This is a genomic window from Cryobacterium arcticum (genome assembly GCF_003185895.1).
Taxonomy (GTDB): Bacteria; Actinomycetota; Actinomycetes; order Actinomycetales; family Microbacteriaceae; genus Cryobacterium; species Cryobacterium arcticum.
Genome location: NZ_QHLY01000005.1, coordinates 162,255 through 175,898 on the forward strand (window position 1 = coordinate 162,255; position 13,644 = coordinate 175,898).

11 protein-coding genes are annotated in these 13,644 nt (G+C 67.2%); 3 read left to right on the top strand and 8 right to left on the bottom strand.

Annotation, left to right across the window (positions count from 1 at the left end; all coding sequences use genetic code 11):
- Positions 1-17: 17 nt before the first annotated feature.
- Together CTB96_RS02265 and CTB96_RS02270 are read right to left on the bottom strand one after the other, a co-directional pair.
- Positions 18-659 (bottom strand): MurR/RpiR family transcriptional regulator, encoded by a 642-nt coding sequence (locus CTB96_RS02265; protein WP_110125294.1) that lies wholly within the window; start codon positions 657-659, stop codon positions 18-20.
- Positions 656-1,495, bottom strand: a complete 840-nt coding sequence (locus CTB96_RS02270) for a hypothetical protein (protein WP_110125295.1) — start codon at positions 1,493-1,495, stop codon at positions 656-658. The genes CTB96_RS02265 and CTB96_RS02270 overlap by 4 nt, the downstream gene beginning before the upstream one ends.
- 197 nt (positions 1,496-1,692) lie before the next feature.
- On the opposite strand from CTB96_RS02270, the gene CTB96_RS02275 reads away from it, so the two are divergent.
- Positions 1,693-2,898, top strand: a complete 1,206-nt coding sequence (locus CTB96_RS02275) for a M20/M25/M40 family metallo-hydrolase (RefSeq protein ID WP_110125296.1) — start codon at positions 1,693-1,695, stop codon at positions 2,896-2,898.
- Between the two features lie 36 nt (positions 2,899-2,934).
- Here the strand turns inward: CTB96_RS02275 and CTB96_RS02280 are convergent, their stop codons facing one another.
- From CTB96_RS02280 to CTB96_RS02305, 6 genes are all read right to left on the bottom strand, one after another.
- Positions 2,935-3,201, bottom strand: a complete 267-nt coding sequence (locus CTB96_RS02280; RefSeq protein ID WP_110125297.1) for a hypothetical protein — start codon at positions 3,199-3,201, stop codon at positions 2,935-2,937.
- 116 nt (positions 3,202-3,317) lie between these two features.
- Positions 3,318-4,427: a substrate-binding domain-containing protein gene (locus CTB96_RS02285; protein ID WP_110125298.1), complete on the bottom strand. Its 1,110-nt coding sequence runs from the start codon at positions 4,425-4,427 to the stop codon at positions 3,318-3,320.
- A gap of 78 nt (positions 4,428-4,505) precedes the next feature.
- Entirely contained in the window at positions 4,506-5,807 is a 1,302-nt protein-coding gene (gene mmsB / locus CTB96_RS02290; protein ID WP_110125888.1) for a multiple monosaccharide ABC transporter permease, read from the bottom strand.
- A gap of 38 nt (positions 5,808-5,845) precedes the next feature.
- Complete coding sequence (gene mmsA, locus CTB96_RS02295) at positions 5,846-7,366, bottom strand: multiple monosaccharide ABC transporter ATP-binding protein (RefSeq protein WP_110125889.1); 1,521 nt, start codon at positions 7,364-7,366, stop codon at positions 5,846-5,848.
- Positions 7,367-7,507: 141 nt separating this feature from the next.
- Positions 7,508-8,689 (bottom strand): ROK family transcriptional regulator, encoded by a 1,182-nt coding sequence (locus tag CTB96_RS02300; RefSeq protein WP_110125299.1) that lies wholly within the window; start codon positions 8,687-8,689, stop codon positions 7,508-7,510.
- Positions 8,690-8,779: 90 nt separating this feature from the next.
- Positions 8,780-9,931: an ROK family protein gene (locus tag CTB96_RS02305; RefSeq protein WP_110125300.1), complete on the bottom strand. Its 1,152-nt coding sequence runs from the start codon at positions 9,929-9,931 to the stop codon at positions 8,780-8,782.
- Between the two features lie 236 nt (positions 9,932-10,167).
- Between CTB96_RS02305 and CTB96_RS02310 the strand changes: the two genes are divergently transcribed.
- Together CTB96_RS02310 and CTB96_RS02315 are read left to right on the top strand one after the other, a co-directional pair.
- Complete coding sequence (locus CTB96_RS02310; protein WP_110125301.1) at positions 10,168-12,297, top strand: alpha-galactosidase; 2,130 nt, start codon at positions 10,168-10,170, stop codon at positions 12,295-12,297.
- Between the two features lie 35 nt (positions 12,298-12,332).
- Complete coding sequence (locus CTB96_RS02315; protein ID WP_110125302.1) at positions 12,333-13,643, top strand: ABC transporter substrate-binding protein; 1,311 nt, start codon at positions 12,333-12,335, stop codon at positions 13,641-13,643.
- Position 13,644 lies beyond the last annotated feature (1 nt).

The following is a 13,644-nucleotide window of genomic DNA, read 5'->3' on the forward strand; positions in this document are numbered from 1 at the left end:
TCTGGCGGTCAACCGGGTCACTCCACGTAGCTGTTCAAGATTTGGTTGAGCTGTTCCCGTTCGGCGAACCGGCGCCGGGCGCCCTTCGAACTGGCGATGCTCAGGGTACTGAGCAGGTGGATGACGGCCGCCACCGCGGTCGGCGAGTCGGCATACGAGGCGCTCGACGTGGGCACGGTCACGGTTTCGGTGGCGAAGGCCGCGACCGGGGCGGTGGGGGAATCGGTGACGGCGATCACGGTGCCGCCGGCCGCGGCGAACCGTTCGGCCACGAGCACACTCTGCTTCTGGTAGCGCCGGAACGAGAACACCACCAACACGTCGGTCGGGCGCACGTCGCTGAGCACCTCGATCGAGCGCACCGCGGCCTCGTCGATCAAAAGCACCTGGGAGAGCCCGGCCGAGAGGTCCCAGGCGAAGAGGGTGGCGTAGGCGAACGACTTGCCCGCGCCGAGAACGTACCGCCGGCGGGCGGCGACGATGCGGGCCGGGGCGCGCACCAGCGCGTCGTCCTCGCCGAGGTGGGCGAAGGTTTCGGCGAGGTTCTTCTTCTCGCTCTCCACGATGCGCGCGCGCAGCACCGAGGCGGACGACTTCTTCTGCAACCGGGCGGCGTACCGGTCTTCCGGGCTGACGAGGGCGTCGTTGGCCGCGGTCATCGTTCGGCCAGGTCCCGGCACGGCGCCGGATGCCAGGCGCGGGCCGGCGCCGGAACGAACGTGTAGGCGGCGGTTGTGGCATCGACCCGCACACAGGATTCGGCGACATACCCGCGCTCGAACAGTTCGGCGAAGGTCTCGGCGACAGTGGCACGCAACTCCGCGACCAGAGCCGGATTCAGGCTGGTCGCCGGGTTGTCCGACGGGATCGGCACATGGATGACGTCGCCGCTGCCGGCCGGCCGGCCCCAGTGCGCGGGCGGTGTCTCGGCCAACGCGGCGAGGTCGACCGCGGGGAACTCCGGTGCGGGGGCGGCAGGCATGGGCGCGGCTCGGTTCGGGGTGACGTCGGCGGCCAGTGACCACTCCACGATCAACCGGTCGGAGTAGTTCTCGTCGTAGTAGTTCGGCGCGAACCGCACCCCGCGGGCACCGAGCACGTCGAGGTTGAAGTGGGCGTTCCGCGCCAGGGTCGGGTCGAACGCCCACCGCATCGAGGCGAGTCCGGCGGTGGCCGCGACGATGGCCTGCTCATGCTTGAGGAGCCGCCCGATGCCCTTGCCCTGGTAGGCGGGGTCGATGAACGCGGCCTGGGAGTAGAGAAAGGATGCGCCGGCGTCGAAACCGACGAAGCCGTAGGCAAACCCCACCAGGTCACCGTCGGGGGTGGTCGCGGCCACAGCGGCGCCGCCGTTGCCCACGATCGCCGACAGCAGTTTGGGGTTGAGGGTGTGGTCGCTCGAGGTGTAGCCGAAGACGCGGGCGTACAGGTTGCTGGCCTGGCCGAACACGTGGCGTGACCGGGTGGGTTGCACGGTGAGTTGCAGGTCACCCATGGTGTTGTTCCTTTGCGAGTGTGAAAATAGGCCGGAAACGACCGGGCGTAACCGGCAGCGTCTCGATGCCAATCATAGGCATCCTATATTGCGTGCGTGTTAACCATGACAGACATTATTCCGGCCACTACAGTCAATGATAGGTATCATATCTTTACGGCAGCTGCCCGAGCGCCGGTGACGACCAGGAGTTGCGCGTGACCGCTTCGACCGATCCTTTTGTTGTCGACCACGCGACCAAGGCGCGCGCGCTGACCGCCCTCGAGGCCTATGTGAAGCGGGAAACGCCCACCGGAGCGACCGAGGCCAGCCGGGAGTTCGTCGACGTTCTCGCGGCTCGCTACACCTTGCTCGGCGGCACCGTGGTGCTGCACCCGATGGAGGCGGGCACCCACCTGGTCGCGGACTTCCCCGGCCGGGGTGCCGGCGCCGCGGCCGGCGCTGTGCTGCTGGTCGGGCACTCCGACACCGTCTGGCCGGTCGGCACCCTCGCCGGGGAGGTGCCCTGGACCAGCGACGGCGTCCGCATCACCGGGCCGGGGGTCTACGACATGAAGTCCGGACTCGTCGTGATCGAGGAGGCCCTGGAACTCCTCCGCAGCAGCGGCGTCGATCACAGCCCGGTACGGATCATTGTCACCGCCGACGAGGAGATCGGCTCGCCCAGCTCCAGCGAGCTGCTCGTTGCCACGGCCGACGGCTGCGCCGCGGCCATCGGGTTCGAATCCCCGCAACCCAATGGTGACCTCAAGGTGGGCAGGCTGGGCAGCACGAGAATCAACCTGGCCGTGGCCGGTATTCCCGCCCACGCGGCCCTCGATCCCGAGAAGGGCGTCTCAGCCACCGAGGAAATCCTCGACCAACTCCTGCGGGTGCGGGAGATTGCCGCGCAAGCGACCAGGCGCGCGGCCGAGCAGCCGGGCGCCACGGTGCTCTACAACCTCGGCGGCATCACCGCCCCAGGCCAGGCCAACGTCGTGGCCGAGGCCGCCAACGCGCTGCTGGGCTTCCGTTTCTCCGACCTCGAGATCGAGACCCAGGTTCTCGGCGAGATCGAGGCGCTCACCGCCATTCGCCCACGGGCCGAGGTGTCGGTCACCCGGCTCTCCCACCGGCCGGCCTGGAAGCCCCGCGCCGCGGACCTCACCCTGGCGTCGCTGATCGCCGACATCGACGCGGCGCGCGCGGGCGGCTCTCACGACCATGCCCGGATGGGCCAGGCGCCCGCCGCAGGCGCCGCCGATACCAATTTGCTCGGGGCGTCGGACCTCGGCGTCGTCGACGGCTTCGGCCCGCGCGGCGGCGGTGCGCACGCCCGCAGTGAGCACATTCTTGTCGAGTCGATCTGGGAGCGGATCAGCCTGCTGGCCGCAGTGCTGGCCGGTATTCACTCGCCGCACTGAGCCAGCCCAGGTCAGCACACCGCGGGAACTAACGGTCTAGTGTTGCTCGCCGGTCTCGTCGACCGCCCCCGTTTGATAGAACCCTCGCCCGTTCTTCCGGTCGAGCAGGGCGACAACTACTTGGAGGATTCCGAGCAGGAGCCAGATGGCCCCCAGGACGATCCGGCTCGGAGTCGGCTCTCCCCACACCGCGAGGAGAATCCAGGCCAGCCCGATGCTGCACCAGACTGCACCAACCCAGATCCGCGGCTTGCCAACGAACTTGCGCACCAAACCTGAACTGGAAACCCCGATTTCAACCATGGGGCTACGGTACTCCGTGCAGCGTCGGATGGGCGCCTCCGGTCAGATCGTCCGGCACAGCAAAGGCCGGCCGACCCGTTGGGGTCGACCGGCCTTCTGCGTGGATCTGGCGGGTGCTACTTGGTGAGCGCGAGCAGCTCGGGGTTCTCGGCGTACGCCTCAGCGGCGTTGTCCTTCGTGACGATGACCGGGGTGAGCAGGTCGGCGGGCACGATCTTGTTGCCGTTGTCGTAGGACTCGGTGTCGTTGACGGTGGGTTCGTCACCGGCCTGGAGGGCAGTCGCCATGGCGATGGCTTCCTTGACCAGGGCGCGGGTGTCCTTGTAGATGGTCGAGTACTGGTCGCCAGACATGATCAGCGGGATCGAGGCAGCCTCGGAGTCCTGACCGGTCACGACGGGCAGTTCGGCCTGACCGGCATCCTTCACCGAGGTGATGATGGCACGGGCGAGGGTGTCGTTCGGCGAGAGAACGCCATCGACGGCCTCGGTCTGGTAGGTGCCCTGCATGAGGGTGTCCATGCGGCGCTGGGCGTTCTCCGGCTTCCAGCCATCGGTGGCCGTCTGGCTGATCTCGGTCTGGGCGGAGACGACCTTCAGCGTTCCGTCGTCGATCTTCGGCTGGAGCACGTCCATGGCGCCGTCGAAGAACACCGCGGAGTTCGAGTCGTCCGACGATCCGGAGAAGAGCTCGATGTTGTAGGTGGTCTTGTCGGGGAACTTCGCGGCCAGGCCGTCAAGGAGAGCCTGGCCCTGGAGCTGACCCACCTTGAAGTTGTCGAAGGCGACGTAGTAGTCCACGTCGTCGGTGTTCAGGATGAGGCGGTCGTACGCGATGACCGTCACACCGGCGGCCTCGGCGTCTGCGACCTGGGTGCCCAGCTGGGCGCCGTCCTTGGCGCCGATGATGATGACCTTCGCCCCGTTGGTCACCATGGTCGAGATCTGCTGCTGCTGGTCGGCGACAGCGTTGCTGGCACCGGCGTACTGCACGTCGCCCTCGAAGCCGGCCTCTTTGAGCCCATCTTCGAAGAGGCTGCCGGCGAGAACCCAGTTCTCACTGGTCTTGTCGGGGAGAGCAACGCCGACGAGCGAGTCGGCGGGGAAGCCACTGGCGGCCTCGTCGCCGCCGGACGCGGCGCCGCGTCCGGTGTCGGAGGCGCAGCCGGTGAGGCCGAGTGCGGCCACTGCCATGACAGCGGTCGTAGCAAGAAGGATCTTCTTCATTGGGATCTCTTTCTTTTCTTCTGTGTGTGGTGCAGGGAGTGGAGCTGATTCTCCGGGGTTGTTATCAGTGGGTGAAAGCTAGCGGGGCAGGTCAGCGGGCACGGCGGTGTCGGGAGTGCCGCCGCCCGGCGTGACCTGGGCGGATATGGCGTCATCGGTCGGGCCCTGGCCGCTCCGGTTGCGCGTCATCAAGCCGATGATCGACGGTCGGCCCTGCGACTTGTTGAAGACGTCGACGCCGACGGCGATCAGCAGCACGAGGCCCTTGATGATCTGCACGAGGTCGGACTGGATGCCCTTGAGCGCCAAACCGTTGGACAGCACGGCCATCACGAGCCCGCCGATGATGGAGCCGGCAACTGTGCCGATGCCGCCGGAGACGGCCGCGCCGCCGATGAACACCGCGGCGATCGCGTCGAGCTCCCAGCCGGTGCCGTCGAACGGGCCGGAGGCCTGCGACCGGGCGACGAAGATCATGCCGGCCAGTGCCGCCAGCACCGACATGTTCATCATCACGAAGAAGTTGACCCGCTTCGAGTTCACGCCCGACAGTTCGGCCGCGTGCTTGTTGCCGCCGACTGCGTAGATGTGGCGGCCGATGGTGGTCTTGTTCGTGAGGAACGAGTACGCCACCACCAGCACGGCGAGGATGATTCCGGAGACCGGGAAGCTGGTGCCGACTCGGCCGGTGGCGAAGAGGTAGGCGGCCACCAACACGACGCCGCCGAGGATGACGACGCGCAGCACGCTGATCCAGACCGGGGCTGCGGATGCTCCCATCACCTTGCGGGTGCGGCGCCCCCGCATCTCGAGGCCGATGAGCACCAGCACGACGAAGATGCCGAGAAGCATGGTGGCGTTGTTGACGCCGAAGTTCGGCCCGAACTCGGGGAGGTAGCCCTTGCCGATGACCTGGAACCCGGTGTCGACTGGCACGGTGGCGGAGTCGCCGATGAACTGGTTGCCGCCACGCCAGATGAGCATGCCGGCCAGGGTCACGATGAACGCCGGCACACCGACGTAGGCGACCCAGAAACCCTGCCAGGCGCCGATGAGGCCGCCGACGACGAGGCCGAGGATGATCGCGGCCCACCAGGGGAAGTTCCAGTCCTTCATGGCCAGCGCCACGATGATGCCGGTGAACGCCGCGACCGACCCTACCGAGAGGTCGATGTGGCCGGCGATGATCACCATCACCATGCCGATGGCGAGGATCAGGATGTAGGAGTACTGCTGCACGATGTTGATGATGTTGCCGGGCTGCAGCGTCTTTCCGCCCGTCCAGACCTGAAAGATGATGATGATCACGACGAGGGCGCCGAGGATGCCGAACTGCTTGAGCGAGCCTCCACCGCCGAACAGCTTCTTCAGGTCACGGATCTGGAATCCGCTGCTTCGGTCGGTCTCGGGTGCGCTCATTACGCGACTACTTTCTGTGAGGACGAGGTCATGCTTCGCATGAGGGTTTCGGGGTCCGCCTGGGCGACGAGGAGTTCGTTGGTGATCTTGCCTTCGAAGATCGTGTAGATGCGGTCGGAGACGCCGAGGAGTTCCGGCAGCTCGGAGGAGATCATGATGATGCCCTTCCCCTGCGCGGCCAGGTCCCGGATGATCTGGTAGATCTCGGCCTTGGCCCCCACGTCGATGCCGCGGGTGGGTTCATCCAGGATCAGCAGGTCCGGGTCGGTGAACATCCACTTCGCCAGCACGACCTTCTGCTGGTTTCCGCCGGAGAGCTTGGTGACGCCTTCCTCCACGGTGGGCGTCTTGATCCGCAGGCTCTTGCGGTACTCCTCGGAGACCTGCGCCTCTGCCGTGTCGTTCACCACGCTGCCGCGGGAGATCTTGCTGAGCTTCGCCGAGACGACGGAGCGCTTGATGGTGTCGAGCAGGTTGAGGCCGAGGGATTTGCGGTCTTCGCTCACGTAGGCGATGCCGTGGCCGATCGCCTCGGCGACGGTGCGCAGCTTGATCTCCTCACCGTCCTTGAAGACCTGGCCGGAGATGAACTTGCCGTAGGAGCGCCCGAAGATACTCATCGCGAGCTCGGTGCGGCCCGCACCCATGAGCCCGGCCAGCCCGACGACCTCGCCGCGGCGAACGGTGAAGCTCGAGTTCTTCACCACCAGGCGCTCGGTGGTCAGCGGGTGCTGCACGGTCCAGTTGCGCACCTCGAAGAACACCTCGCCGATGGTGGCCGTGTGCTCGGGGAACCGATTGCCCAGCGTGCGCCCGACCATGCCGCGGATGATGCGGTCTTCGTCGACACCGTCGGCCTTCACATCCAGCGTTTCGATGGACTTGCCGTCACGGATGATCGTGATCTGGTCCGCGATCTGTTCGATCTCGTTGAGCTTGTGGGAGATCATGATCGACGAGATCCCCTTGCCCTTCAGACCCAGGATCAGGTCGAGCAGGTGCTGGGAGTCGCTCTCGTTGAGTGCGGCGGTGGGCTCGTCGAGGATGAGCAGCTTCACGTTCTTGTTGAGGGCCTTCGCGATCTCGACGAGCTGCTGCTTGCCAACCCCGATGTTCTTGACCTGGGTGTCGGGGTCGTCATCGAGTCCGACCCGGGCGAGCAGTTCGATCGCCCGGCGCTGGGCCTCGACCCAGTTGATGACACCGTGCCGACCGGGCTCGTTGCCCAGGAAGATGTTCTCGGTGATCGAGAGCTCGGGGATGAGGGCGAGCTCCTGATGGATGATGACGATTCCCGCGGCCTCGCTCTGCTTGATATCGCGGAACCGCACGACAGTGCCCTCGTAGACGATGTCACCGTCGTAGGTGCCGAAGGGATAGACACCGGAGAGCACGTTCATCAGGGTCGACTTGCCGGCACCGTTCTCGCCGCAGATCGCGTGGATCTCGCGGGCCTTGACGGTGAGTGAAACGGTATCGAGGGCCTTGACGCCCGGGAACTCCTTGGTGATGGACCGCATCTCCAGGATGGTGGGGTGCGTGTTTCGACCCGTCTCCACGTGTGACCTCCTCGTCGCACAGGACCACGCTTTTGTAGCCCTGCTCAGGAGCCACACACTACTCCTGTTGTGGCTAACTTATTAACGCAAGCATTGCAACGATCAGCTAACGGTGGAGGTGATCCCCGACTGCTGCAGAACGAGAGACGCGCCGCCGAGCGCTTCGGCTCGTTCACCCAGGGAAGACATCACCACATCCGTGGTCTCCACGATCATTGGCACGGCGTATTTCTTGAGGCCGAGCCGCACCGGCCGCAGCAGCATCTCGCCCAGATCGGTCAGCGGGCCGCCGATGATGATGGTGTGCGGATTGACGAGGTTGGCGATCGCGGCGATCGACCGGCCAACGGCCAGGCCGGCATCCTCGACCACCCGGATGGCCAGGTCGTCTCCGTCGAGCGCCATTCGCACGATTTCGCGGGTGCGCACGGGCCGGTCGAGAGTGCGCGAGATCAGCTCGATCATGATGGTCGTCGAGGCCACCGTCTCGAGGCATCCGCGGTTGCCGCAGCGGCAGAGCAGCCCGTGCTCATGGATAGGGGTGTGACCGATCTCCCCGGTCAGGCCGATATTCCCGCTGTAGGGCTTGCCGTCCAGAATGAGGCCTGCCCCGATCCCTGTGCCCACTTTGACGAAGACGACGGTGGGGGTTCCGCCGTGCGGGCCCCAGGTGGCCTCGGCCAGCACACCGAGGTTGGCATCGTTCTCCAGGTACACCGGCAGCTCGAAGATCTCCTCTGCCATACCCACCGTGAATCCGACCCACTCGGGCAGGATGGCGCCCTTGACGACGGAGCCCGTGCGGCGGTCGATGGGACCGGGCACGCCGACACCGATGCCGAGCACTGCCGTGCGTTGCACCCCGGCCTGGCCGAGGGTCGAGGTGAGCAGGTTGGCCGCGATATCGAGCGCTTCGGCCGCGGTGTAGCCGAGCGGGATTTCGATCTCCTTTTCGGCGATGACCCGGTAGTCGAGGGTGGCGATGATGATCCGCACGTGCCGGCGCCCGAAGTCGATTCCGACCGCGACGGCGTTGTCCGTGGATGACAGGCTCACCAGTTGGGCGCGCCGGCCCGAACTGGTGGTCGGTGAGGTGGTGACGAGGCCTCGATCGACCAGGACTTTGACGATGTTCGACACCGTGGCGGTGGACAGCCCAGTGCTGCGGGCAATGTCCGCCTGGGTGGTCGGCCCGGAAGAGACCAGGTTGGAGAGGATTCGTTGTTGGTTCGACAGTCGAAGGGCGCTCTGCGAACCTGGGTTCTTTCGTTGGCGCACAGGCATGTGATTAAGAGTGCAGCAGTTTGGTGTTGTGGTCAACAATTGAACACAAAACGGTAACAATGTCGGCGGATGCGACCGCCCCGGGAACCGTCACAGGCTGGTTGCCAGGGTGTCCATGGTGCGCTGGATGGCGACGGCTGCGGCGCCCTGGGCCCAGGAGATGAAGCCACTGGCGTCGGTGACGACGTCCAGCGGGCGCGCGTCGGGGTCACGATCGGCCAGGATCGCGGCGTCCATGGCACTCCGTGACACCGCCAGGAATCCCAGGCCTTCGCCGGCCAGCACAACGTGCTCGACCATGGCGAGGTTGGCCACGGCCGCGATCAGCCGGCCGAGGGCGGTGCCGGCGGCGCTGAGCACAGCGAGCGCGACCGGATTGCCGCTCTCGGCCAGCTCGAGCACCTCGGTGTAGGTCACGGGCCTGGCCAGGGCCACCTCCACCTGGGCGCGAATGCTCGGGATGGTGAGCATGGCGGTGGAGCAGCCACGGTGGCCGAGGAAGCAGAGCGGGCCATTCGGGTCCAGCGGGAAGTGGCCACCGAGGCCGAGCCCGGCCTCCGAGGTGCTCACCACCTGGTCGTGCATCACGAGGCCGTAGCCGACACCGGCGCCCACGGTGATCACGGCGAAGTTGGAGAAGCCCCGGCCCAGGCCGAACCAGTGCTCCGCCGCAGCGAGGGCCACCACGTCATTCTCGACGATCACCGGCACGTCCAGCTGGGCCTCCACGGCATCGGCCAACGGCACCCCGCGCCAGCCCAGGAACGGGGCGCGGTCGACCACGCGATTGTCGGAGACCTGCCCGCCGACGCTGATGCCGATGGCCGAGAACTCCTGTTCGTTCGCGAGCTCGCGGGCCAACTCCACGATCACCGTCACGACGTCGGCGAGGTCATGGCTGGGCAGGGGGCGCTCGGCCCGGCGGCCCTCCGACGCGCGCAGGTCGGTGGTGACGGCGACTGCGGTGTCTCCGGTGAGTTTCACGCCCAGGAATTGGCGGGCATCCGCGCGCACATCGAGCGGCTTCGCCGGGCGGCCGAGGGCACCGTCCAACTGCTCGGTCATCTCCACCAGCAGGCCGCCGTCGAGCAGGGGGCGGGCCAGGCGAGTGAGGGTGGCCAGCGAGAGACCCAACCGCTGCGCCAGCACGTTGCGCAGAATCGGCCCGTGAATGAGGACCTCACGCGCCAGCTCGCTCGACGGGCTGCGGTACCGGCGCTCGGCGGCCTCGAGGGATGACATGGGCTGGGCAACTTTCTTCAGTCAGCGCCGACACGGTGTGCCCGGGAGCCGACGGGCTCTCAGGGCGGTGATTCGATCAGGATACCGCTCGCCTGCGCTGTGCCGGCGAAGGTCCGGATCAGCCCCAGTTTATTGCAATGTGGACTAAACAAGCGCCGAATGCGGCGGATTTAGCGAGACAAACCCGTTATTCGCCGCGCTTGACAAGCCAGTTCCTTGCAATATAGAAATAAGACATGCACCACGACAGCACCGTCACCCACCTCCGCAACGGCGGAACCAGCGTCATCGTCGACCTTGTCGGAGACGGGATGCCCGAAATCTTGTTCTGGGGCGCCGACCAGGGCGACCTCTCCGATCGGGAGCTGGGCGACGTCGCCCGGGCCACCCGGGCGCAGCGGGTCTCCGGCGGGCTCGACCAACCGGCCCGGCTCACCGTGTTGCCGCAGGAGTCCAACGGCTGGCAGGGCACCCCTGGCCTGACCGGCAGCCGCCAGGGCCACTTCTTCTCCCCCGCGCTGCGCGCCACGGAATTCGTGAACACCCCGGCCACCCTCGCGATCGACGCCGTCGACGAGATCAGCCACCTCGCCGTGCACGCCATCCTCGCCATCGATGCCGCCGGCGTGTTCAGCCAGAGCATCACCGTCACCAACACCGGCGACGACGTCTACGAGCTGAACGACCTCTGCATCACGGTGCCGCTCCCCGTCAGCGCTACCGAAATCCTCGACACCACCGGCCGGCACCTGCGCGAACGCTCGCCGCAGCGGCACGCCTTCACCCAGGGCCGGCACCAGCGCGACAGCCGGAAGGGCCGCCCCGGCGCCGACGCCACCCTGCTGCTGGCCGCGGGCACCCCCGGCTTCGGCTTCGAACGCGGCCTCGTGCACGCCGTGCACCTGGCCTTCAGCGGCAACTACCGGCTCGCCGCCGAGAAACTCGTCACCGGCTCCGCCTTCCTGCAGGCCGGAGAACTACTCGCCCCCGGCGAGATCCGCCTCGCCCCGGGCGCCAGCTACAGCACCCCGACCGTGATCGCCTCCTGGGGCGACGGCCTCACCGAACTCTCCGCCCGCATCCACACCCGGCTGCGCGCCCGCGACGTGCACCCGCGCACACCGCGCCCGGTCACCCTCAACACCTGGGAGGCCGTCTACTTCGACCACGACCTCAGCCGTCTTACCGCTCTGGCCGAGTCCGCAGCCCGGGTGGGCGTCGAACGATACGTGCTCGACGACGGCTGGTTCCACGGCCGCCGCGACGATACCTCGAGCCTCGGCGACTGGTACGTCGACGCCGACGTCTGGCCCGACGGCCTCGGCCCGCTGATCGATGTGGTCACCGGCCTCGGCATGCAGTTCGGCCTGTGGGTCGAACCCGAGATGGTCAACCCCGACTCCGACCTGGCCCGGGCGCACCCGGACTGGTTGCTGCAGGCGGCCGGCCGGCTGCCCGTGGAGGGCCGCCAGCAGCAGGTGCTCGATCTCTCCCACCCGGATGCGTACGCCTACCTGCTCGAGCGGCTCGACGCCCTGCTGGCGGAATACCCGATCGGCTACCTCAAGTGGGACCACAACCGCGACCTCGTCGACGCCGGCAGTACCCGCACCGGCGCCCCGGCGGTGCATGACAACGTCGTTGCCCTCTACTCCCTGCTCGACGAGCTGAAGGCCCGCCACCCGGGCCTCGAGATCGAGAGCTGCGCCTCGGGCGGAGCCCGGGTCGACCTCGGCATCCTCGACCACACCGACCGCATCTGGACCAGCGACTGCATCGACCCGATCGAACGCCTCACCATTCAGAAGTACACCGGCCTGCTGGTGCCCTACGAACTGATGGGCGCGCACATCAGCGGCCCGGAGTCGCACTCCACCGGCCGCCGGCACGACCTGTCGCTGCGTGCGGGCGTCGCCCTGTTCGGCCACCTCGGCATCGAGTGGGACATCGCTGCACTCTCCGACGCCGACGAAGCCGAGCTGATCGGCTGGATCGACCTCTACAAGGCCAACCGTGCGCTCTTCCACACCGGCACCTCGGTGCACGTCGACCACGCCGACCCGGCCGTGGACCTGCGTGGCGTGGTCGCCGCCGACCGGAGCGAAGCGATGTTCGTCTTCAGCCTGGTGGCCACCAGCGCCGCCTACCCGGTCGGGCCGCTGCGCTTTCCCGGCCTGGACGACGACACCCGGTACTTGGTGACCCTGGTCAACCGAGAGTTCACCGGCATCGGCAATGGCCAGTCCCCGTTGGTCTGGGCCGAGCAGCCGATCATCCTCACCGGCCGGGCCCTCGGCTCGATCGGCCTGCAGGGGCCGGTGCTCTTCCCCGAACATCTCGCGATTTTCCAGATCACGTCCGTTTAACCCCCGCTCCGGCGGATCAAGCGCAAGGAGGCGCCATGAAATCCCCCCGAACCAGGCCCCATTCCCGGCCCAAACGGGCCGCCGCAGTGCTGGTCGCCGCCGCGGCCCTCGTCGTGATGAGCGGATGCGCACCCGCCGGCAGCGACGACCAGGTCACGTTGAACTTCTTCCAGTTCAAGCCCGAAGCGGTCGGAAACTTCACCGCCATCATCGAGGACTTCGAGGCCGAGAACCCCGGCATCAGGGTGATCCAGAACTCGGTGCCAGACCCGGACACCGCCATCCGCACCCTGCTGGTGAAAGACAAGGTGCCCGACGTGCTCACGCTCAACGTCAACGGCAACTACGGCGAGCTCGCCCGGGCCTGCATCTTCGCCGATCTCAGCGGCGACCCCGTGGCCGAGACCGTGAACCCGGCCGTGCAGGACATCGTGCAGTCCCTGGGCACCTGCTCGGCCGACGGCGCCGACGAGGTGAACGCGTTGCCGTTCGCCAGCAACGCCAGCGGCATCCTCTACAACCCCGACATCTTCGCCGCGAACGGCGTGGAGGTGCCCACCACCTGGGACGAGCTCATCGCCGCCGCCGACACCTTCCAGGCCAACGGGATCTCGCCGTTCTACTGCACCCTGAAGGACTCCTGGACGGCCTCGCCCGCGTTCGTCAACCTCGGCGGCACGCTGATGCCCGACGGTTTCTTCGACACTCTCCGGGAGGAGAGCACCGGCGGCACCGCCACGGTCTCGTTCGCGGAGGACTTCGCCGCCGCCGCCGACAAGGAGGTGACGCTGTTCGACTACTGCCAGGACAACTTCGCCAGCCGCGACTACAACGCCGGCAACAAGGCCTTCGCCGACGGTGAATCGGCGATGTACCTGCAGGGCTCCTACGCGATCCCGGCCATCCGCGCCAACAACCCCGACGCGGCCATCGGTTCCTTCCCCTACCCGGTCACCGACGACGCCGACGCGCGCGTCGTGGTCTCCGGTGTCGACGTGGGCATCATGGTGGGCCGGAACACCCCGCACGCCACTGAGGCCCAGAAGTTCGTCGACTACCTGATGTCGCCGGGCGTCGTGGCCGCGTACTCCGAAGCGCAGAGCACCTTCTCACCGCTCCTGGATGCCGCCCCGAACAACGACCCCGCCCTGGCCGGACTCGAGCCGTACTTCAGCGCCGGCAAGATCATCGGCTTCATCGACCACCAGATTCCGGCGGCCGTGCCGCTGGTGAACCTGCTCCAGACGCTGGTGATCACCGGCGACACCGAGACCTTCCTGGCCGACCTGGATTCCGAATGGGACAAGGTCGCCGCCCGCACCACCACACAGAGACAGGGGAAGTGAG

Bases quoted from the DNA above. Each gene is read 5' to 3' on its own strand.
- CTB96_RS02310 (WP_110125301.1), top strand. From the start codon at position 10,168: ATGCACCACGACAGCACCGTCACCCACCTCCGCAACGGCGGAACCAGC.
- CTB96_RS02265 (WP_110125294.1), bottom strand. From the start codon at position 659: ATGACCGCGGCCAACGACGCCCTCGTCAGCCCGGAAGACCGGTACGCC.
- CTB96_RS02315 (WP_110125302.1), top strand. From the start codon at position 12,333: ATGAAATCCCCCCGAACCAGGCCCCATTCCCGGCCCAAACGGGCCGCC.
- CTB96_RS02300 (WP_110125299.1), bottom strand. From the start codon at position 8,689: ATGCCTGTGCGCCAACGAAAGAACCCAGGTTCGCAGAGCGCCCTTCGA.
- CTB96_RS02305 (WP_110125300.1), bottom strand. From the start codon at position 9,931: ATGTCATCCCTCGAGGCCGCCGAGCGCCGGTACCGCAGCCCGTCGAGC.
- mmsA (WP_110125889.1), bottom strand. From the start codon at position 7,366: ATGCGGTCCATCACCAAGGAGTTCCCGGGCGTCAAGGCCCTCGATACC.
- CTB96_RS02280 (WP_110125297.1), bottom strand. From the start codon at position 3,201: ATGGTTGAAATCGGGGTTTCCAGTTCAGGTTTGGTGCGCAAGTTCGTT.
- CTB96_RS02270 (WP_110125295.1), bottom strand. From the start codon at position 1,495: ATGGGTGACCTGCAACTCACCGTGCAACCCACCCGGTCACGCCACGTG.
- CTB96_RS02285 (WP_110125298.1), bottom strand. From the start codon at position 4,427: ATGAAGAAGATCCTTCTTGCTACGACCGCTGTCATGGCAGTGGCCGCA.